This is a genomic window from Pannonibacter sp. CBAS1226, from assembly GCF_055685825.1.
This window is the reverse complement of sequence record NZ_JBVOUO010000004.1, coordinates 394,072-414,718: the sequence shown is the minus strand read 5'-3', so window position 1 is coordinate 414,718 and position 20,647 is coordinate 394,072. Positions and strand designations below refer to the sequence as shown.

23 protein-coding genes are annotated in these 20,647 nt (G+C 61.9%); 3 read left to right on the top strand and 20 right to left on the bottom strand.

Annotated elements, in window-relative coordinates; translation table 11 throughout:
- Window positions 1-12 precede the first annotated feature (12 nt).
- From AC0CMF_RS14580 to AC0CMF_RS14570, 3 genes are all read left to right on the top strand, one after another.
- On the top strand, window positions 13-1,047 hold the full coding sequence (locus tag AC0CMF_RS14580; RefSeq protein ID WP_050474413.1) for a flagellar motor switch protein FliG: 1,035 nt from the start codon (window positions 13-15) through the stop codon (window positions 1,045-1,047).
- Between the two features lie 88 nt (window positions 1,048-1,135).
- The gene (gene flhB, locus AC0CMF_RS14575; protein WP_122519162.1) at window positions 1,136-2,212 is read left to right on the top strand and encodes a flagellar biosynthesis protein FlhB; all 1,077 of its coding nucleotides are present in this window, start codon (window positions 1,136-1,138) and stop codon (window positions 2,210-2,212) included.
- Entirely contained in the window at window positions 2,212-2,691 is a 480-nt protein-coding gene (locus AC0CMF_RS14570) for a hypothetical protein (RefSeq protein ID WP_019963520.1), read from the top strand. Before flhB ends, AC0CMF_RS14570 begins: the two co-directional genes overlap by 1 nt.
- A 42-nt stretch (window positions 2,692-2,733) precedes the next feature.
- On the opposite strand, the gene AC0CMF_RS14565 is transcribed toward AC0CMF_RS14570, so the two are convergent.
- The 20 genes from AC0CMF_RS14565 to fliF all read right to left on the bottom strand — a co-directional run bounded on the left by AC0CMF_RS14565 (window position 2,734) and on the right by fliF (window position 20,506).
- On the bottom strand, window positions 2,734-3,060 hold the full coding sequence (locus tag AC0CMF_RS14565) for a YnfA family protein (protein ID WP_050474447.1): 327 nt from the start codon (window positions 3,058-3,060) through the stop codon (window positions 2,734-2,736).
- A gap of 205 nt (window positions 3,061-3,265) precedes the next feature.
- Complete coding sequence (locus AC0CMF_RS14560) at window positions 3,266-3,724, bottom strand: hypothetical protein (RefSeq protein WP_050474411.1); 459 nt, start codon at window positions 3,722-3,724, stop codon at window positions 3,266-3,268.
- Window positions 3,721-4,134 (bottom strand): hypothetical protein, encoded by a 414-nt coding sequence (locus AC0CMF_RS14555; protein ID WP_152967583.1) that lies wholly within the window; start codon window positions 4,132-4,134, stop codon window positions 3,721-3,723. Before AC0CMF_RS14555 ends, AC0CMF_RS14560 begins: the two co-directional genes overlap by 4 nt.
- A gap of 17 nt (window positions 4,135-4,151) precedes the next feature.
- Window positions 4,152-4,643 (bottom strand): rod-binding protein, encoded by a 492-nt coding sequence (locus tag AC0CMF_RS14550; RefSeq protein WP_050474409.1) that lies wholly within the window; start codon window positions 4,641-4,643, stop codon window positions 4,152-4,154.
- Between the two features lie 14 nt (window positions 4,644-4,657).
- Window positions 4,658-5,095, bottom strand: coding sequence for a hypothetical protein (locus tag AC0CMF_RS14545; protein ID WP_050474408.1), 438 nt, complete (start codon window positions 5,093-5,095; stop codon window positions 4,658-4,660).
- 7 nt (window positions 5,096-5,102) lie between these two features.
- Window positions 5,103-5,858 carry a flagellar biosynthesis protein FliR gene (gene fliR / locus AC0CMF_RS14540; RefSeq protein WP_374631018.1) on the bottom strand — a complete coding sequence of 252 codons (756 nt, stop codon included), beginning with the start codon at window positions 5,856-5,858 and terminating at the stop codon, window positions 5,103-5,105.
- 17 nt (window positions 5,859-5,875) lie between these two features.
- Entirely contained in the window at window positions 5,876-7,966 is a 2,091-nt protein-coding gene (gene flhA, locus AC0CMF_RS14535; protein WP_472482022.1) for a flagellar biosynthesis protein FlhA, read from the bottom strand.
- Between the two features lie 214 nt (window positions 7,967-8,180).
- Window positions 8,181-8,447, bottom strand: a complete 267-nt coding sequence (locus tag AC0CMF_RS14530) for a flagellar biosynthetic protein FliQ (protein WP_050474405.1) — start codon at window positions 8,445-8,447, stop codon at window positions 8,181-8,183.
- A 2-nt stretch (window positions 8,448-8,449) separates the two neighbouring features.
- A complete protein-coding gene (gene flgD, locus AC0CMF_RS14525; RefSeq protein WP_050474404.1) occupies window positions 8,450-8,854 on the bottom strand; it encodes a flagellar hook assembly protein FlgD in 405 nt (134 codons plus the stop codon).
- Between the two features lie 10 nt (window positions 8,855-8,864).
- On the bottom strand, window positions 8,865-9,287 hold the full coding sequence (gene flbT, locus AC0CMF_RS14520) for a flagellar biosynthesis repressor FlbT (protein ID WP_050474403.1): 423 nt from the start codon (window positions 9,285-9,287) through the stop codon (window positions 8,865-8,867).
- A 5-nt stretch (window positions 9,288-9,292) separates the two neighbouring features.
- Window positions 9,293-9,643 (bottom strand): flagellar biosynthesis regulator FlaF, encoded by a 351-nt coding sequence (flaF, locus tag AC0CMF_RS14515; RefSeq protein WP_050474402.1) that lies wholly within the window; start codon window positions 9,641-9,643, stop codon window positions 9,293-9,295.
- A 65-nt stretch (window positions 9,644-9,708) separates the two neighbouring features.
- Window positions 9,709-10,758, bottom strand: a complete 1,050-nt coding sequence (locus AC0CMF_RS14510; RefSeq protein ID WP_058898116.1) for a flagellar hook-associated family protein — start codon at window positions 10,756-10,758, stop codon at window positions 9,709-9,711.
- A gap of 3 nt (window positions 10,759-10,761) precedes the next feature.
- Entirely contained in the window at window positions 10,762-12,243 is a 1,482-nt protein-coding gene (flgK, locus tag AC0CMF_RS14505) for a flagellar hook-associated protein FlgK (RefSeq protein ID WP_050474400.1), read from the bottom strand.
- A 29-nt stretch (window positions 12,244-12,272) separates the two neighbouring features.
- The gene (locus AC0CMF_RS14500; protein ID WP_050474399.1) at window positions 12,273-13,547 is read right to left on the bottom strand and encodes a flagellar hook protein FlgE; all 1,275 of its coding nucleotides are present in this window, start codon (window positions 13,545-13,547) and stop codon (window positions 12,273-12,275) included.
- 176 nt (window positions 13,548-13,723) lie between these two features.
- Window positions 13,724-14,290 (bottom strand): transglycosylase SLT domain-containing protein, encoded by a 567-nt coding sequence (locus AC0CMF_RS14495; protein WP_058898117.1) that lies wholly within the window; start codon window positions 14,288-14,290, stop codon window positions 13,724-13,726.
- Complete coding sequence (locus AC0CMF_RS14490; RefSeq protein WP_058898118.1) at window positions 14,262-15,560, bottom strand: flagellar hook-length control protein FliK; 1,299 nt, start codon at window positions 15,558-15,560, stop codon at window positions 14,262-14,264. The genes AC0CMF_RS14495 and AC0CMF_RS14490 overlap by 29 nt, the downstream gene beginning before the upstream one ends.
- A gap of 2 nt (window positions 15,561-15,562) precedes the next feature.
- Complete coding sequence (locus AC0CMF_RS14485; RefSeq protein WP_058898119.1) at window positions 15,563-16,822, bottom strand: hypothetical protein; 1,260 nt, start codon at window positions 16,820-16,822, stop codon at window positions 15,563-15,565.
- Complete coding sequence (locus AC0CMF_RS14480) at window positions 16,822-18,234, bottom strand: MotB family protein (RefSeq protein WP_374629154.1); 1,413 nt, start codon at window positions 18,232-18,234, stop codon at window positions 16,822-16,824. Before AC0CMF_RS14480 ends, AC0CMF_RS14485 begins: the two co-directional genes overlap by 1 nt.
- On the bottom strand, window positions 18,231-18,866 hold the full coding sequence (locus AC0CMF_RS14475; protein WP_050474394.1) for a hypothetical protein: 636 nt from the start codon (window positions 18,864-18,866) through the stop codon (window positions 18,231-18,233). Before AC0CMF_RS14475 ends, AC0CMF_RS14480 begins: the two co-directional genes overlap by 4 nt.
- Entirely contained in the window at window positions 18,866-20,506 is a 1,641-nt protein-coding gene (fliF, locus tag AC0CMF_RS14470; RefSeq protein WP_050474393.1) for a flagellar basal-body MS-ring/collar protein FliF, read from the bottom strand. Before fliF ends, AC0CMF_RS14475 begins: the two co-directional genes overlap by 1 nt.
- Window positions 20,507-20,647 lie beyond the last annotated feature (141 nt).

The following is a 20,647-nucleotide window of genomic DNA, read 5'->3' as shown; positions in this document are numbered from 1 at the left end:
GAGACCGCGAAAATGAATGCGAGCACATCTGCCGAAAACCTCCTGCCGACGCGCACCCTGAAGGGCACGCAGAAGGTCGCGGCGCTTCTTCTGGCGCTTGGCAAGCCCAGTTCACGTCGGCTTCTGCAGCATTTCGATCAGGAAGAAATCCGCATGATCACGGTGGCTGCAGCCCAGCTCGGCACGGTGGCGGCGGAGGAGCTTGATCAGCTCGCGGAAGATTTCATCTCGCAGTTCTCTTCTGGCACAACGCTTTACGGCACGCCGAACGAGGTGGAAAAGATGCTGGAGGGTGTGCTGCCGGAGGAGCAGCTCTCCGACATCATGTCCGACGTGCTGGGCAATTCGAACCGCTCGATCTGGGACAGGATTGCCACCGTTTCGGAGACCGTGCTCGCCAACTATCTGATGAAGGAACACCCCCAGACGGCGGCGCTGATCCTGTCGAAGATCAGGCCGGCTGCCGCTGCAAAGGTGCTCAGCCAGCTGCCGCCGGATCTGCGCAACCAGCTCATGCGCAGAATGCTGTCGATCAAGGCCATCGTCCAGGAGATCATGCGCGACGTGGAAAAGACGCTGCATGAAGACTTCATGCTCAATCTTTCGGGCACGATGGAAGCCGATTCCTATGCGCGCATGGCGGACATCCTGAACAAGATGGACCGCGACCACATGGAAGATGCGCTCTCGAGCCTGACGGATGCACGGCCGAAGTCGGCGGAACTGCTGAAGGGACTGCTCTTCACCTTCGACGACATCATCAACCTGAACGCCCGCACGCGCATGGCCATCTTCGACCAGATCCCGACGGACCGGATTGTGCTGGCGCTGAAGGGAACCGACCGCGCCTTCCGCGAGGTTATCCTGTCTTCGATGACATCGCGCACGCGCAAGATCGTCGAACACGAACTGGCCGGCGGCGAACCGGCCGGACAGCGCGAAGTGCTTCAGGCGCGCTCGTCCATCACGGATCTTGCCCTGGAGATGGCTGGCCGCGGAGAGATCGACCTCAATCCGAAGCAGGAAGACAGCGCCGTCTTCCGGTAAGCCCGGCGCGCACTCCCCGGCAGAAGCCGGGGCAATGGCCCCCTGCCGCATGGCAGGGCAGAAGACTGGCTAATCGGTGGACGCGTAAATGTCAGATCAGGACGACAAGGACTCCAAAACAGAGGAACCGACAGAGAAGAAAATCAGGGATGCGATCGACAAGGGAAACATACCTGTTTCCAAGGAGGCCTCGATCCTCTCCGCCTTTCTGGCTGTTTTGCTGATTGGAAGCTTCGTCATTTCACCGGGTGTCCAGCGCCTCAGCGGCGGGCTCTCGGGTTTCATCGACAATGCGGGGGGATACAGCATTGGAAATGGATCGGATGCAATCCAGCTCACCCATGCCCTCAGCCTGGATCTGGGGCTGTTCCTCGCGCCCATCGTGGCGATGCTCATGGTTGCTGGCCTTGCGGCATCGTTCTTCCAGAACACGCCGAAGGTGGTCTTCACCCGCATCAAGCCGGAGCTGTCGCGCCTTTCGCTCGCCAAGGGCTGGAGCCGCCTCTTCGGCATGCAGGGGCTTGTCGAATTCGGCAAGTCGGTTTTCAAGTTCTCAGCCATCAGCCTGGTCGCGTTCCTGCTGCTGCGCTCGAACGCCAATGCGCTGGTGAATGCCATGTTCACCGACCCGTCCGCCCTGCCGGAAACCGTTCTTCACCTGTCGATGAAGCTGCTTTCGGGCATCTGTATCGCAACGATCCTCCTTGTGGCTCTCGATCTTCTGTGGGCCCGCATGCACTGGCGGAAGAACCTGCGCATGAGCAAGCAGGAGCTGAAGGACGAATACAAGCAGGCCGAAGGCGATCCGCTGGTGAAGGCCCGCCAGCGCTCGCTTGCCCGCGACAGGGCACGCAACCGCATGATGGCGGCCGTGCCCAAGGCGACACTTGTGATCGCCAATCCGACTCACTTCGCCGTGGCCTTGCGCTACGAGCGCGATGAAACGGCTGCTCCGATTGTGGTGGCCAAGGGGCAAGACCTGATCGCGCTCAAGATTCGGCAAATCGCAGAGGAAAACAACATTCCCGTCGTAGAGAACCGCGAGCTGGCCCGTTCACTTTATGCGAGTACCGAATTGGAAAGAATGATTCCGCCGCAATTCTATAGAATGGTTGCGGAAATCATCTGTTACGTGTATTCGCGCAAGACAGTGAAGGTCGTGTGATGCACGAGAGTTTTGAGGGCTTCAACATGAGCATGGGATCCTTCAGCCAGATGCCGCGGATTCCGGGCTCGGTGCGCTTGCGGGAAGAAGCTCTTGCACAGGCCGTTTCTGACGTTGCCGAAGAGCTGCGCCTGATTGACGTCACCGACTTCATCGCCTTTGTGCGTACGGAGAAGCACGCCAATATCTCTGATCTTGTGAAGTCCTCGACCGAACTCTTCTTCAAGAACGAGACGCTGCGCTACGGCCTCGGCGCCCATGTCGAGGCCGATTGGGACACGACGCCCGATGTCCGGCTGGACCTTGAATTCCGCAACAACGGGGTCTGGATCTATTTCAGCCTGACGCTGAACGCGCGCGGATCGAGCGTCGAGATCCACCACATCGAATTTGCCGACCCGTCGGAAGATCCGGAAGAGAACACCCGGCGTCTCATCGAGGCGCTGGCGGATGCACGCCTGAAGCCGCTGCCTCAATAGTGCAGCGTTCTTTCGAGAGCACGAATTGCGTCTCGAGCTTGCTCACGCGCCGCGCGGGCCGGCCATGATCAGTGCGCTGCCGGCCAGGATGACAATCGCCCCGGCAATATCCCACCGGTCGGGCCGCGCCGCCTCCACAAGCCAGAGCCACAGGATCGAACTCACCACATAGATCCCGCCATAAGCGGCAAAGGTGCGGCCGGCGGCCGGACTGTCCACCCGCGCCAGCAGGAAAGCAAAGAGCGCCAGCGCAAGCGCGCCCGGCAACAGCCACCAGGCGGATTTGTCCAGCCGCCACCAGGCCCAGACGGCAAAGCATCCGGCGATTTCGGCCAAGGCGGCACCAAGGAAAAGAAGGGCTGTCTGCATCTGATATCCGGCGGGTTGTACGGCAGGATAGATGCGCAGGACGCGCATTGCCAGCAGTCTCAGTTGCCGCCCGTCCAGCGCAAGGGATGGTACAGCAGGGCAGATGGATCAGCAGAATGGATAAGGACGGGGGGCGAAAGGCCCGGGGTCACGGCCCGGCAGCATTGCAGGCATCACGGATGCCTGGGCAGCTCCGGCGTCACCCTCAATGCGACAGGACGTCGGACTTCGTGAAGTAATTGAATTCTTCCACCAGGATCTCCTGCACGAGCTTGTTGCCAAGCCGTGTGTTCACCGCATCCCGGACCCTGGTCTTGAGGCCTTCGATATCATAGCGCTCAAGCCTGCGGAAATTCAGCTTCTCATCAGTGTAGAGAAGACGGAAGGCCTCATCGATGATGAAGGGCTGCGGTTTCACCGGGCTCTTGCGCAATGCATCGCCATCGGCTGTGAACACAAGCTGCACCACCACATATCCCTGCAGCGCGCCATTCTCGATGATGGGCACGTTGATGGCCCGCAGCTGCTCGTAGTCAATACCGACCATGAGGCGCTCGTCTCTCGCTGCCCCGTTGCCGTCCTGGGTCATCCAGTAGACAGCGGCATAGGAGGCGCCAAGCGTCGTCAGGCAAACCCACAGGCCGGCAAAGAGGAGCCGCATCATGGGCGGACCCTCGCGTGATCCAGGGAGTAGGTGCCGTCAGAATCCGCTTCGAGCATCGCCTGGGAAATCATCCCGGCAATCTCGCGAACCGCATCCAGATGCAGCGAAAGCACCTGCATGTTGGCTTCCAGCGCCGCACGCAGACGTCTCAATTCGGTCGCGACGGCCACGTCACGCGCACCATCACCGCCAGGCGCAAGCAGTGTCCGGCTGGCGCGGGCGAGCTCCAGCAGAGCCTGGCTCTTGCGGAACTCAAAGGCGCGAAGATCTGCCGTGCCCTGTTCGCGCAAGGCTTCCGTTTCGGCCTCAACCACCGTATGCGCCTTGATGATGGCCATGATCAATGTGTCATTCACATAGACCGGCAGCGGTTCAGGCGAAGTAATCTCTGCGTTTTCCTCATCAGACATGTCAGGCTGCAGCTCCATCAGGCGGTTTCCCGCTTGCCGAGGGTCTTGGCGATAAGCTCCGCGATACCGATGCCGCCACGTGCGGCCATCTGATTACCGATCTGCTCAGCCAGCATGGATTTCCAGATGCCTCCGGCCGTGCCGGAGCCAAATACACTTTCCGCGTCTTCAGGCAGAATTCCCTCCACCATCTGCTGCATCATCAGCGCCTCAAACTTCTGGGCCGGCGACAGCGCACGCGTGTTCAGGGCCGTGTCGTTCAGCATCGCCACGCGCGCTGAACCGGTGGAGCCGATGGCAGGCGTAAAGCCGTCGACGGGCCACTGCGAATTATCCAGCCCGCGCCCGCCCGAAAGGCCGGCGGCCGCCATGGCATCCTCGAACAGGCCGCTGTCACCAGACGCGGCATAGCCAAGGCTCTCAAGCTTGGCGGCCGCGGCCCGGATCTGCTGCGGATCCGCGGCACGGGCGACATCGAGGACGATGTCGGAAATGGGAGAAATCGCCATGGCAAAGGTCCTCGTTACGCCTTCATTGCCTTGGAGACTAGGTCGTCCAGCTTGTGGGAGGCTTGCGTTGCCCCGCCCACATGACGCTCCAGAATCTCGGCGAGGCTCAGGTGCTCGTCCGTCTGGCGTTCAAGCTTGGCCACGGTTTCAAGGCGCCGCTCGGTGACCTTCAGCATCCGGCCCTGGCGAGCCATTTCCGTTTCAACCTTCTCCCGGGCAGCAGTAAGCTGCGCCTGCTCCTCGGCGATGGTCTTCAGGCGCTGCGAGGCATTGCGGATGAAACGGTCGTGCATGGCGAGGTCGCCCTCGGACAGGGCGCGCAGCACGCGGTCCTGCTTTTCGGCAAGCTGCTCGTCCTGACGGTCGAGATTGACCAGCATCCAGGCTGACAATTGATGGATCTGGCGCTGCAGCTTGAGAATGCGCCCGATTTCCTTGCTGTTCTTCGACATTGTTGCCTCAACCGAATCTGAGCCAGGTGGCATAGCCGTCCAGAAAAAGCGTGATCGCCTCACCCAGGATGACAAAGAGAAAGTACATGCCGCCCGCAATGAGGAACGGGGTGGCAATGAAGTAGACCGGGATCTGCGGCGTCAGCTTGTTCAGAAGCCCGAGGGCAAAGTTGATGACGACGGCGTAGATCACGAAAGGGCTGCCGATGCGCAGGGCAAGCCAGAATGCCTCGGACAGCCGGTCGGTCAGCTGTGCCAGCCCGGCCGCCGGGTCGATGGGGGCACCGGCCGGCAGGGCGTTGTAACTTTGCGCCAGCGCCCGGAAGAGTTCCCAGTGCTGGTTGGTGATGAAGATCATCGCGGTGGCTGTCAGCGTCATCAGGCTGGCCAGCGGCGGCAGGGACTCGTTGCCCTCGATGGCCATGCCCGGCATGTTCGACAGGCCGATGGACATGGCAATGAAGGTGCCGATCATCTCCAGCCCGGCGATGAAGCAGCGCCCCATGATGCCGATCAGCAGCCCCGTGAACAGCTCGCTCAGGATGAAGCGCCCCACCGTCTCGAGATCTGCGGCCGGCATCGCCGCCTGAATCACCGGAACCAGCATGGGCGCAAGCGCCAGCGAAGCCGAGATCGCCACGAAGAGCCGCACCTTCAGCGGCACGCGGTCGCTGCCGAAGCCCGGTATGACCATGAGGCAGGCGCCGATCCGGCAGAACAGCATGAAGGCTGCCAGAATCGCCTCGACGCCAAACTGGGACAAGACCGCCCCGGCCATGATCAGGACACGCTGCCAATAGTTTCCACATCCACCCCTCGCGCGATTTCAAGATGTGAGAGCACCGGCAGGGTCGGGAACATGCGTTCCACGATCATGCGCACATAGGGGCGGGCATCAGGTGCCGCGACAACGGCAAAGCGCTTGCCGCCGGCGACCAGCGCCTTGACGGTCTGGGACATCTGGGTGCCAAAGTCCTCGACCAGCTGCGGCTCGATGTCGAACTCGATGACCTCGCCCTTGCTGTCGCGCTTCAGGCTCTGGTGGAACGCCAGGTCCCAGCGGTTGCCAAGCCGCAGCACATGCAAGGGGCCGCCTTCGGCCAGATCACCGCAAATCTGCTGGGCGATCCGCATGCGCACATGCTCCACCACCTGCTCTGCGCGGCGCACATGCGGCACGATCTCCGCGACAGCTTCGAGGATCAGATGCAGGTTGCGGATCGAGACACGCTCGGACAGGAGCAGCTTGAGCACCGCCTGAAGGCCGGAGAAGGAGATATGCGACGGGCAGATATCCTCGATCAGCTTGCGGTATTCCGGGTCCAGCCGGTCCAGCAGATTGCGCATGTCCTTGTAGGAGAGCAACTGCGGCAGGTTGTTGCGGATCACTTCCGAAAGATGCGTCAGGATCACCGTGTTGTTGTCGGCGGGCATGAAACCGTCGCGCTTCAGCTCGTCCTGATAGGCCATCGGCACCCAATAGGCCGGCATGCCGAAGGCAGGCTCCCGTGTCGGCTCGCCCAGCATCGGCAGCGGATGATCGTCACTGGCCATCACCAGAAGCTCGCCGACCTTCACCTCCTGCGCTGCCACGACCGTGCCGTGGATCTTGATCTGATAGCCTTTCGGCGGCAGCGTCAGGCTGTCCGAGACCCGGATATCGGGCACGACAAATCCATATTGCTCGGCGAACTTGCGGCGCATGCGTGCGACACGGCGCGCCAGCTCGCTGTGGCCGACCAGAAGCTGGGCGGCCACCTGCTTGCCGAGGCAAAGCTCGATTTCCGCCGTCTTGAGGGATTCCTTGACGGATTCCTTGCTCTCGCGCTGCGCCTTGGCTTCCTCCGCATCAGCCATGGCCTTGGCCATCTTGCGCTTCTCTTCCAGCTTGCGCGGGATCGTGTAGCCGATGAAGGCCATCAGGCCGCCGAGCAGGGCGAAGGGAATGGTCGGCAGCCCCGGCATCAGGGCCATCACGCCCATCAGCATCGCCCCGACGAACAGGGCACGCGGATAGGCACCCAGCTGCCCCAGCACCGCCTTTTCGGCCGTGCCGCGGGTGCCGCCCTTGGAGACCAGCAGACCGGCGGCCAGCGACACGATCAGGGCGGGGATCTGCGAGACGAGACCATCACCGACCGACAGCTTGACGAAGACATCCGCAGCTGTTGACAGATCCATGTTGTAGCGGGTGGTGCCGATGACAATGCCGCCCAGAATGTTCACGGCCGTGATGATGAGACCGGCAATGGCATCACCGCGCACAAACTTGGATGCACCATCCATGGCACCGAAGAAGGAGCTTTCCTCTTCCAGTTCCCGGCGGCGCGCCTGGGCTTCCTTGTCATCGATAAGACCGGCGGAAAGATCCGCATCGATCGCCATCTGCTTGCCGGGGATCGCATCCAGCGTGAAACGCGCCCCCACCTCGGCGATACGGGTCGCGCCTTTGGTGATGACGAGGAAGTTCACCGTGACCAGGATGGCAAAGACGATGAGACCGATCACGAAGTCGCCGCTCATGACGAATTGCGAGAAGCCATAGATCACATGGCCGGCAGCCGTCACACCCTGGTGCCCGTCCGACAGGATGACACGGGTCGTCGCGATGTTGAGCGCCAGGCGCAGCATCGTTGCGATCAGCAGGACCGTCGGAAAGGATGAGAAATCAAGCGGCTTCTGGATCCACAGGGAGACCATGAGGATCAGCACCGACAGGGCAATCGACAGGGCCAGCCCCGTGTCGATCATGAAGGCCGGGATCGGCAGGAAGAGAACGGCGAGGATCAGCGCGATGCCAATCGCAAAGCCGATATCGCGGCGGCTTTCCGGCTTATCCGGTCCGCTCGTTGATACGACTGTCTCGGACATACCCACTCCCGGTCACTGTATCGCTGGACCAACTGTGCCCGGTGAAGCTTGCGCGAACATGGAGCGCCGGGAAGCCGGCCGGCAGAGGCGCGCGTTTGGAAGGCTGGAGCTCTATTCCAGCTCATACCAAGGCGCTGAGATGCTGACGCATCACGCCTTGAAAAGGCTCAAACGCTGCACGGGCCTGGTATCACAGGCTCAGCGGCAGCCAGCGTCAGAAGCCGGTTTCGATCCGGCCATAGACCAGCGCCGTGAGCGAATAGATCTGGGCCCCGATGAAAGGCCCGGCAATGACGATCATGGCAAGGATGGCGACGATCTTCGGAATGAAGGTCAGCGTCACTTCCTGCACCTGCGTCAGGGCCTGCATCAGGGCAATCGAGACGCCGACAACCATGGCCGGAATGATCGCCGGTGCGGATCCGGTGATGATCGTCCAGATCGCGGTCCGCACCAGGTCAAGGGCGTCAGCCTCGTTCATGATCAGGAGATCTTCACACCCGGGCCGAGCAGGATGCCCTTGCCGTTGTCCAGGCCGAGAATGGTCCCGTCGGAGTAGACTTCCACCGACTTGACGATCCCTGTCGTGCCGGCGGCATCAGTCACCGTGCGGCCGATGAGGTCATTGACCTGACCGAAGGACATGTTCGCCAGCATGGTTTCCAGCTTCGTGTTCATCTTGATGGACTGCTCCACCTGCGAGAAGCTGGCAAGCTGCGCCAGCTGCTGGGTGCTGTCCACCGGCTCGGTCGGATCCTGGTTCTTCATCTGCGCCATCATCAGCTGCAGGAAGGCATTGTAGTCCAGCATCAACTGATCCCGTGCCGCAGTGCTGGCAGACTGGGATTGGGCTGCGCCGGTACCACCGACGCCCGAAACTGTCGTCATCTTCGCCTCCTCAGGCTGCTACAAAGCCGGCGGCTGCCGGTTCTTCCGGGAGACTGCCCGACATGATGGACGCCTCTACCGGATAGAGATTCCTGATGGTCTTGAGGGCATCGAACAGCCGTCCTTCTCCCATCAGCTCGTCGACCTGGCCCAGACCCGAAACGATGTCCGGATTTGTGAAGGTCCTGCGGGTGGACGCCAGCAGCATGTTTGCCAGATCCCGCGCCTGCGGCGCGCTGGCCGGGTCCATGAGCATGGACTGCAGCACGAAATAGAGCTGACGCAGCGGCGTCGTCGTCTCATGCGCCTGCAGAACGTGATTTTCCAGCAGGAAGACGCAATTGTTGAGCAGCTCGACCGATGTCTTCCGGTCGACGCGGATTACCGCACCATTGATGTAGAGCCGTTCACCGGCTTTCAGGGCAATGTGCATGGCAGTCACCCCCTCAGGCTGTCACGGATGATCCCGTTGATCTCGATAATGGCGTCGAAGCTTTCCGTCTCGTACCGGCGCAGGCGCTCCAGCTCCTTGAGCACCCAGATGCCGATGGAGATCAGGTCAGCGCGGATTTCCACCGGCAGGTCGTTGCTGTTCTCGGACAGGCTTTCCAGCAGGAACGTCCAGACCCGGCGCGCGTTGAAAATGGCTTCGACAGCCTCCCGGGACCGCACACCCTTCTCACGCGCCAGCTCGAGCTGGCTGATGACGATCCCGAGCGCCTCACGCTCATCCTGACGCGGGTCGTTTCCGAACTCATCCATCGTCTGGGCATAGGAGGACTTGTACATGGCACCTCTCTGGTGTTGGCTGCCGTCCGGCAGCGGGCCGCAAGCGGCCGCGCCGGTAAAATGGGTCACAGATAGTTGAGGATGCTCAGCTTCTGCATGCGGGCGCTGACCGCATAGGTGGTTTCAAGCTGGGTCAGCGCGGTGTTGAGCCGAACAGCCGTTTCCTCCGGATTGACGCTTTCGAGCGAGATGATCTGCTTGTTGAGAATGTCGGTCTGCAGTTTCAGCCGCGTGGACGCCTCCGAAACACGTTTCTGTACGAGGCCGGTCTTTCCCTGAATATCGGAGATACCGGCAACGGCATCGCCGAGAACCGAAATCGCCTTGTCGAGCATCGTCTTGTAAGTACCTTCGGAGAGCCCGGAGGTCCCGAGATCACCGATCATCGTGAAGGCCATGGCGAGCTGCCGGAAGGCTTTCTCATTGGCACTGAGGGACGTCAAAGCCGACTCGCCCGGCGAAATCACCGTGCTTGCAAGCTCATTGGTTGCATTCGACCAGTCCGCCCCCCACTGGGGATCTTCAAAGAGAGACGCAAAAGCCCCATCAAGGAAAGTCTGCATCTGGGCAGGCGTTATGCCCGCAGCGGCGGGATCGTCCTGGGTGAAACCAAACTCGGCCAGGAAGGCCGCATCCAGGGCCGCCTTGTTGTCTGAAGCCGGCGTTGCGAAATAGTCGTTGATTGGCGCTTCAGCACTGTTGATGCCGCCGAAGACATAGGTTCCGCTGACTTGAGTGTTCAGGCGGGCAACCAGCAGCTTGAGATTGCTTTCGGCCATGCTCTGCGCAACGACCGCCGATCCGTTGCTGTCCCGGACGCCAACGAGGGTCGAGAGCAGATTTTCCGCCGAACTCAGCATGTCACCAAGAGCCGTTTGGGTAACATCCAGCCTGGAGGAAGCAAGTGCGTTGGTATCGATGATCGCACTCAGGCGGAAGAATTCCGACCGCACCATCACAGCATCACCGGTGCGCCGCCCCAGATCAAGGCCGACGTCTGCCTTGCGGCCTGAAGACATTTCGACTTGCAACTGGGCAACGTCCGCAGTCTGACGCATCAGCAGGCTGCGGGAGTTGTTGGACATCGTAAAGGTGGAGATGTAGGTCGTCTTCATGGTTTACCTCACAGAGTCCAGCAGATCCTGGAGCATTCGATCGACAGCCGAGATGAGCTTGGCCGCAGCGCCATAGGCGCGCTCGATATCGAGAAGCAGGGTCATTTCCTCATCAATGTTCACGCCCGTCGCATTCGACAGGGCACTTGATGTGCGGGAAACGATCACAGACTGAACTTCCAGGTCCGCTGCCGCTGACTTGCGCGCAGCTTCCAGCCAGCCCACAGAGGAACTCGCGTAGGACTTGAGCGATGCCGTGGAGTTCAATCCCAGAGACGGGTCAAAGCTCATCGGCGCGTTCATCGCCGAAACAAGGCCGTTGAGGCGGTCGGAGTAACCTGCAAACCCTTCCGGATTGTAGATATAGTCCGCACCTGCAAGCCCGCCGTCTCGCAACAGGTCCAGACTGCCACCCTGATCAGGGTCGGCTGCCGGGTTGATCATGATGCTGCCCGCAAGACCCGGAACGAGTGTGGCAGAGGCTGGAACGCCCGTTGCGCCTGCAAAGGTAAACAGCCCAGGCTGATCTGCGCTGCCGCCTCCGGTCTGGTCGCTTTCGGCAAAGGCTGCGATCAGTCCGCGTGCAATCTCATCGAGCTGGTTCTGATAGGTGACGGCAATATTGTCGCGCAGCTCGGTCAGGCCAAACAGGTTGCCGGATGAAATCGGCATGATGGCCGAAGATCCAGTCACCGGAACGCCATCGATAAAGATGGCATTGCCCACCGTCCCGGCCGTAAAGACATTGGTGGGCGCGAAGGAGACGGTACGGGCGGACGTTTCAAACAGGGTAACACCGCTGTCCGTATAGATCACGATGCCGCCATCCGACTGAGTGAGCGTTGATATGCCGACTTCCTCGGAGAGGGACAACAGGGCAAGATCACGGGCATCCATGGCATCGGAAACATCAGCGCCCGTTCCCAGCCCTTTGACGATAACCGAATTGAGGCTTTCGATCTGAGCAAGCAACTCGTTGATATGCTGGACCGAGCCCGCGATATCCGCATCGGCATCAGCACGAACGCCCTGAACCAGACTGGTGTATTCGTTCAGGAGTTTCGCCGTATCCTTGGCGGACTGCAGCATGGACTGCGCCAGGATGGAATTGCCTGGATCTGCTGCGTAGTTCTGAACTGCCGTTTCCAGCTTGCCGAGCTGCGCCGCCGAAGAGCGTTGCAGCTCGGTGTCACCGGTTGTGCCAGCCAGCTTCTCAAGCCCGCTGGAGATCACGTATTGCGACGAGACAATCGATGTTGAGCGTAGAAGCGACTTGTAGAGCCCTGCATCCATTGACCGGGCTATACCGTCTACCCGGACACCGCCGCCGGATCCGCTCGTGCTGACGATTGTGCTCAGCATGACGGACTTGCGGGTATAGCCCGCCTGCTGGGCGCCAGCGATGTTCCGCGAAATGGCAGCCGTCTCGGTCTGCCGGGCGGCTAGCGCGGATTGGGCCGACTTGAGAGCAACTGACAAGCTCATAATTGATGTCCCGTATCAGGCTGAAAAAATCAGCGGGCGAGATTCACAAGCTCTTCCAGCAGGTCGGAGCCTGCCTTGAAAACCTTGGAGTTGGCGGTAAAGGCGCGCTGGGACTCGATCATCGACGTCAGCTCACTGGCAATGTCGACGTTGGAGTCTTCCTTGGCCCCGACTTCCAGTTTGCCAAGGCCATTCTCACCCGGGAAACCGACGCGGATTTCGCCGGAGTCGTTCGAGGCGGTGTAGATGTTGCCCGACAGCACGGTCAGTTTGTCCGGGCTAGGCACGGTTGCCAGGGGAATGCGGTAGAGGGCCCGGCGGGTTCCGTCCGCATAAACCGCGCTGAGCGTGCCGTCGGAGCTGAACTCGACGCTTTCAACCGCGCTGGGTGCGTTGCCATTGCGCCCAACTTCGGCAATGGCGAAGTCTGCTGCAACAGAGGTGGAGCCGGACAAGTCCAGATCAAAGGTGCCGCCATTGGGAACGGCAATGTTGATCGAGGTGGCGCTGGCGGCTTCAAGCTTGCCGGTGGTGCGGCTGAAGGTAATTGACTGGGTGGAAAGGGGGCCGGACGAGTAGGGGAAGCCGCCACCCGGCCCCGCATCGGCCGCATTGAAGATCGTGACTTCCCAGTCCGAATCCGCTCCCGTCTCGGCCGTCTTCGAATAGTAGATGTCCAGCTTCACCTCGTTGCCGAGGTTGTCGAAGACGATCATCGACGTCTTGGCCGAATAGGTCGAGCCTGCGCCGTTGACCGACGGCAGATCAGCAGCAGCCACAATGTCCGCGCCTTCCGGAACGTTCGTCCACAGAAGAGCGCTGGTCGTTGGCGTTGCAATGAGCTGGTTCTGGGAGACGTTGATGCTTTCAAGCCCGCCCAGACCGTTGGCAACCGGCGTGGTGGCTACGCCATCGGTGATCGGATAGCCCTGCAGCTGATAGCCGGCGGTGTTGACGAGATAGCCGTCCTTGTCGATGACGAAGGCGCCGGCACGAGTGAGAACGGGCGTTCCGTTGCTGTCCGCAACAACGAAGAAGCCGTTACCATCAATGGCCAGATTGAGGCCCGATGTGGTGTAGCTGATCGGACCCTGGCTTGAAATCGAGTAGACCGTGTTGGCCTTCACAGCACCGGAATTGTACTTGCCTGAGCCCTGAGACAACACCATGGAGCTGAATTCGGTGCTGGCACGCTTGTAGCCGGTGGTGTTCGAATTCGCGATGTTGTCGGCAACCGTACCCAGCTTGCTGGACTGGGCATTCATGCCCGACACACCAGTGCGCATAACGCTGTAAAGACTCATGGAACGTCTCCCGTTTCCAGTTTCCTTGCCTGCCATTCAACGGCGCCAATCTTGCGTGAAGCTGTTGTGGTGGAGCGGGAGCCTCAAAATTCATCCGCGACTTATGCAGTGCCCCAAATAGAAAAACCCGGAAACAATTCCGGGTTTGCATTACAGTTCTTTTCTTTTTGAGGCATTTATTTGCAAAAAGCTTTCGCTTCCGGCGTCCATTTGCCAAATCCCGAGGCCACCATATTGGTGATGACCTTGCACACGTAGCGCTTCTGCGCCGGGTTGTTGTTGGGTCCGGCATGGTAGCGCGCAACAGCCATGGTCCATGTGCCCTGGCGGGCATGCAGTTCATTCAGGAACCTTGCCGCGTAACGTACGTTGGCCTGCGGCTCCAGCATATGCGCGACGGAGCGGAACTGCTTGCCGTGATAGTGGTGATTGATCTGCATGCAGCCCACGTCGATGAGCTTCTTGCCTTGCGCCCGTGCCGCCGCCACCTCGCGCTCGGCCGCCTTCGCATTTTCGGGAAACCTGGCAGCCCCCTCGATGTTGAGGGCATAAGGCGAAAGCGAGTTCCGCCGGCCTGTTTCCGTCAGGCCGACGGCGTAGAGCACGCCGAGAGGAATCTGATAAGCTTTTGCAGCAGCTGCCATTTCCCGCTCGCAGATGGCCTGCCCGGGAGCCGCCTGTGCCGGTGCGGAAAACTCGCCGCCCGCAAGAAGCTCAAAGATACAAAGCGCCGCTGCGGCCATCACCCGCCGTTGCATGCTGCTGACCCTCCGTGCCGTCGTTGCTGTTGTCTGCCTGGGCGGATGAGGCGGAGTTGCCGCCCTGACCATCCTTGCCGCCGCCCATGGCTTCTCCGAACTGGCCCTGCGCCATGCCGCCCCGGCCATCGCCGCTGGCCTGGCCTTGCGTGCCTTGCCCTGCCTGTGCGCCGGTCACCTGAAATGCCGGGCGGTCATCACCGGCGGCCTGAATGGTGATGCTGTCCGCCTTGTGGCCGGTGGCACGCATCATCTGGTCCAGCAACTGCCGGTCCTGCTTCAGAAGCTCTGCCGTGTCGGGATTGCTTGCCGTCATGACCACCTGCACGGTGTCGCCGGAGAGCTTCATCGTCACCTTCACCGTGCCCAGTTCCATCGGCTGCAGCTGGATCTCCAGCATCTTCACCGCAGGCGCATCCGGACGGACGCGGAAGACGGCCGCGGCTGCATCGCTGCGGGCCGTATCAGGCTGCGGCGGTGTGGTCAGCGCAGACGTGATCGCGGTTCCGATCTGTTGAGCCGGAGACAGGCGCAAGGACGGCGCAAAATGCGTCTCCTCACGTGTCACATTGACCTTGCCCATGCCTGCAGCAACCCGCAGCGCACCGGCATCATCCACCGGTTCTCCATTCGCAGGACCATCCGGCCGGATCAGGCGCGAAATAAGGCCGGCATCATCCAGCCCGGCAAGATCCTCACTGGTGGGCATGGCCGGGCCGGAGGGCATGGCCTGTTGTGCCTGAGGCTGGGACACTGGCTGCGGCAGCCCCCGGGGCGTTCCTTGCGGCAGACCGGGCTGCGGCGCCTGGGTCCAGGGGCCTGCAAGCTCCGCGGCCGCCCTCTGTGGGGCAGCAGCAGACGCATGGGCAACAGGTGGTTGGGTCTGCGCGGCAGACACGGGCATTTGTCCGGCAGCAGCGCCATCCGGCTGCGCCAACGCAGCCATCAGCGAGGCAGCGTTGCCGGGCATGGTTGCGCCATCCTCGGTATCCGGCTGGACAGGCACTTCGAACAGGCCCGCCAGCAGATCCGGCACGGCGGTTTCGCCTTGCGTCTGAACCGGCGCTCCGGCTGTGGTGCCATCTGCAGGAGCGGGCGTCTGTTCGCCGCCCTTTTCCTGCCTACCGTCCTTGGGGGTCATCTTGCGCATGAGGTCGGAGAAGCCATTCCCGGCATCCTCCTGCGCTCCGGACTTGCCCGCAGCAGCTTGGGAAGCCACCGCCGGTGCTGCCGCTGTGGCTGCAATCATGGCCATGATCAGAACCTCCCCTTCTGTTTGCTCATCAGATCTTCCGTCTGTTTCAGCAGCCGCTCTGCCTGCCCCATCACCGGTTTGCTCCAGGAGGCCTCAGCCGGTGGAGGCAGAATGGCATAGGCTCCGAACTCACCGATCACACCGCGTGGCGGCTCGGGCCAGTGACGCACGTGATTGAGAACGATGTAGGCCGCATCCATCAGATCCCGGTCCTGCGGGGTGAGGCTCTTGCGGTCGATCGACCAGAGCAGCTGACGCGTGCTGTGGATGTCCTCAGGGCGTAACGACACTGCGGCCTGATAGAGCTTCAGCTGAGTCTCGTCATAGGTGCCGGACATGGCCAACGGCATGGCCCGTTCCGAGGCCCTGCGGGCAATTGTCAGATGCCCGCCGGCCACGGCACGGCGGGCCAGGCGCAGATAGAAACCGCGGCGCGTGTCTTCATCAAATTCCGCCAGCAGACTTTCCAGCAGGGCAAAGCGGTCGTCATTCTCGCTGAACCCAAGCGAGTCCAGCGCCAGTCCGAAGCGCCGGCGGAAGTCTCCCTCATAGATCGAACCACGGAAGCGGCGCAGATAGCGGATGGAAAGCGACTGAAATCCCTCGATGTCGCCCAGCTTGCCGGCAACAAAGACCTCACGGCGCAATGCGGCCTCTTCAACCAGCGTGCCGGGCATGAGCAGACGGGCGATGGCAAGCAGACGCATCGCCTCTTTCGGATTGTCTGCCACTTCCAGAGCCGAACGCACCAGGGCAACCTGACCGCCCAGATTGGGCGCCATGTCCATGGGATCGTAACCGGACAGCAGGCGGCGGGCTTCTTCCGGCCGACCATCCACATAGGCCAGCGCGCCGCGCATGAGGTCCTCCTCGACGGCCGGTGCTGCCTTCAGCGTCAAAAGCCTGCGGACAACATTGGGATGCCCGCCACTCAACAGATGAATGACGGCGGCTCGGGCATTGCGGGCATCTGCCCAGGTGGACGGCGGGGCTGCCAGAAACACCTCATTCATATGCTGCAGCAGGGCGCGCTGTGCCTGATGGGCCTGGGTGTTGCCCTGCGCCACCTGCCCCTGCAGCATCTGCAGGGTGCGCACCATTTCGTAAGGCGCACTCTCCTGAGGCAGGGCGGCAATGTCCTGGGCTGCAGCTTGTGTCCCTGCCGCATCATGAGCCAGCGCAAGGGGCAGAGCCAGAAGGAGGGTCAGTGCCGTGCTTCGCACAAGTGCAAGGCTGCGGCCCGACGGAAACAAGGCCGCCATCACACGCCCTCCTCCATCAGGAAGATCTCGATGCGCCTGTTTGCCGGCGCATAGGGATCATCCGCCTGCTTCAGCTCGCGGTCGGCATAGCCCTCCACGCGCTCGATGCGGCTCGCGTCGACACCGCCCCGCACCAGCATGTAGAGAGCCATGTGAGCGCGGGAGGTGGACAGACGCCAGTTGTCATTGTTGGCCGACCTGAAGGGCCGCGCGTCCGTGTGGCCGCGGATGATGATCTTGCCTGTACGGGACGACAGGACGGCACCGATCCGCTCCATCAGCTTCACGAGCTCCGGCCGCGGCTCAGCCGAGCCAACTGCGAACATGCCGAAGTTCTCCGCATCCGTCAGGCTGATCAGGACACCGCCGTCCTGCCTCGAGACTTCAATGCGGCTGGCCGTCTCTGCCAGCTGGCCATTGGCAGAAGCGGTAATCGCCTCGCGGATTTCGGAAACGGCCGCTTCCGTGCGCGATACGGCCTGTTCTGCCTGCACCGTTTCGGGCGCTGTGGGTGCAGATGCATCAGCCACGGGGGCCTGCTGCGGCACTGCCGCCACCGCTACCGGTGCGGGCTCCGTCTCAGCGGCTGGCGCAACGCCCTCCTTCGGCTTGGGAACCGTGACCGCCGTCAAAGGAGCGTCAGGCTCGGTTTCGACGACCTGCGCGGCAGCTGTTCCCTGTGGCTGCGCCGGTGTCTCACCTTCATCCCCGGAAGCCGGGGCTTCAAAGGCAACGGTGCCAATGGCCGTCTGACCTGTCACTGACGCCGCGGCTCCGCCTTCCTGCACCGATGTCTTGCGGCCGGGGAGAAACTGCCAGTACATCGGATCAAACGGGTCGCGGAACGCATCGCCGCCCTGGGCACCTTCCGTCTGCTGCTGCCCGATACCTTCGGTTTCAGGCGCCACTCCGGCCTCCAGCTGATCCCCGAGCGTGCCGACCAGCTGATCCAGCACGGCATAGGGATCGCTGAAGAGCTGTGCCTCTGAGAGCGTGGGATTGAACTCTCCAGCCCTGCGCCCTGCAACAAGGCCATCCCGCAACGGCATAGAGCCGGTCGCATCGGAGCCGTTTGCGGTGCCGGGGCTCCCGTCCGGATCCGGCGTGGTCTCCATCTGCGCATCAATCTTGGCAGGATTGGTCACATCGGGCCCCGGCACATCGGGATCATTCAGTCCCTTGCGGGTCTGGGTCGTGGAGGTCAGCTTCACGGGATTGAAATACTGGGCAACCCCCTTGCGAACGCTCTCGTCCGTGACGTTGATCAGCCACATGACGAGGAAGAAGGCCATCATCGCGGTCATGAAGTCCGCGAAGGCAATCTTCCAGACACCGCCCTTGACGGTATCCGTCTCAAGCGACGCGCGGCGGCGGACAATGATGATCTCGTTAGCCTGCAGACCTGCACTCATTCTTCGGTCTCCCGGATCGTCTTGAGGCGCCTGAGCCAGTCCGCCATCTGCGTCTCGATGATCGTGTCTCCAAGCACAGCCTGCAGTTCCGGCGTATCGCCCTGCTTGACAATGACAGAGCCTGCCAGCGGCCCAAGCTCCTGCATGACCCGGTCAAGGAGATCACGCGGACCGCTGACCTCGAATGTGGCAGCGCTCCCCGTTAGCAATTCCTTGAGTGTCCCGGAGAAATGGCTGACCGCCTGCTCCCGGACGGCGTCCTTCAGGAACGGCAGAAGCACCTGCTCGACGGCATCAGACATGCGAGCCGACAGGCTGGCCACGGCATTGGCAATGCCATCGGAGAGTTGTCTTGCCTGCTCTTCTTCGAAAGCTTCACGTGCAGCAGCAGCCTCTGACCGGAGGGCGGTAACCTGAACCTCCAGATCCTCAGCCGCAGCAAGGCGCGCTTCCTCCCGCCCAGCCCGGACACCGCGCGCATATTCGGCGGCAAGCCGTTCTTCGAGGGTCGGCTCCGGCGCGCGTTCCACCGCCGGCATCACCTCAGCCATAATGACTTCGGCGCTGCTGAGATGCTGGAACACGGGACTGGAAAGCACCGGCAGGCGCGAGGCGATGGGTTTCGGGGTCATCAGGCGCGCTCCGCCTCATACATCCACTGCTTCAGGATGGCAGCGGATTGCTCCTCATTCAGCTCAAGCAGGGATTCCAGCTTCTTGATCGGCGACTGGTTGATCTTGTTCGTCAGGTCAGCCAGCAGCAGGGAGTGATCCGGTCCACCGAGTGCAGCCTGTCCGCCGAACTGTGCAGCCAGCGCCTCCGCAGAGCCATCCATGGTCATTTCGGCAATCTCGGCAGGCTTTTCTGTGCTCTGCGGGATCAGCACCGACAGAGCCGGACGCAGGCCGAACCAGATCAGCAGGCCGGCAACACCCAGGATCGCAACGGCATTGATGACATTACCCGACTGGCGGATGAGCAGTTCGGCGATTGACAGCGGCGGGGCGGCCTGCATGTCGCGCGCACCGGCGAAGAACTCGACCATCGACACCTTGATGGTATCCCCGCGGTTTGAGCTGACACCGGCGGAGGAGGCGACCAGTTCCTGGATCTCCTTCAGCTGATCATCAATCTGGTTCTGATCGGGACTGCCACCCAGCGCCTCGACAAGGCGCGCCCGGTCCACCAGAACGGCGATGGAGAGGCGCTCCACTTGGTAGCCCTCCTGCGAGGTCTCGATCACCTTGGTGGAAATCTCATAGTTGACCGTCTCTTCACGGCGCTGGTTTTCCTCACTGGAGCGCTCACCGCCGTTTGCCTGCACTTGCTCATCGGGGAGGTTCTGCTCCACCGTCGTCGGGGTCTGGGTGCTGGCGTTCTGCGAGGCCTCACTCTGGCGGATGCTGCGGGTGGAGCGCTCAACGCGGGAATCCGGATCAAAGATCGTCTCGGCCACGCGGCGCCGGTCCGTGTTGAGGGTCGCAGCCACACTGACCTGGAAATGGTCCAGCCCGAGGTAAGGAGTGAGGGTCTTGCGGATGCTCTCCTGAATGCGGGTGCTGATGGCGGTCTCGAGGCTGGCCATCTGGCCTGCGGAGGCATTCACAGGATCGGCGCCCGAGGCCAGAAGCGTGCCGGAGGTGTCGAGGACCGTCACTTTGTCCGAGGTCAGCCCAGGAACGGCTGCAGCCACAAGGTGCCGGATGGCATCTGCCGTGCGCACATCGTCCCGGTTGTCCGCGCGGATCACCACAGAGGCTGACGGCGGCTGCTGATCGCGGCGGAAGGAGCCCTTTTCCGGCATGACGATGTGGACGCGCGCGGCCCGCACGCCCTGCATCAACTGAATGGTGCGGGCCAGCTCCCCTTCAATGGCGCGCAGGCGGGTGACGTCCTGCATGAAGGAGGTGAGGCCCAGCGACCCCAGATTATCGAACAGCTCATACCCGGTGCCGGTGCCGCGGGGCAGGCCGCGCTCTGCCAGAAGCATGCGGGCGCGCGGTGCCGAACTGGGGCTCACGAGGACAGAGGTCCCGTCCGCGCTGACGTCGAAGAGGATGCCGGCGTCCTGCAGGGCCTGGCCCATGCGGCTCACGTCGTCTCCTTCAAGACCGGTATAAAGCGGCGTCATTTGCGGGCGGCTGAGATAGTAGGCCCCCAACCCCACCGTGACGACCGTGGCAATGCCGATGAGTGCAAGGGCAACAAGGCGCCTGACGCCCAGTTCCATGAGGTTTGCCCAGAGTTTTTCTGCATGTTCACGGCCCGGCATTCGACACCCCTGTGCTAGGTCGATGAGATCGTGCCCTGACTATCGCGGGTCTGGCTGGCGTGAGGCTTGCGGGCGCACAAAAGCAGAAAAGCCGCACCCTTGAAGGGCGCGGCTTCCTGTTTCAGGCCGGCTGGCGGCTTG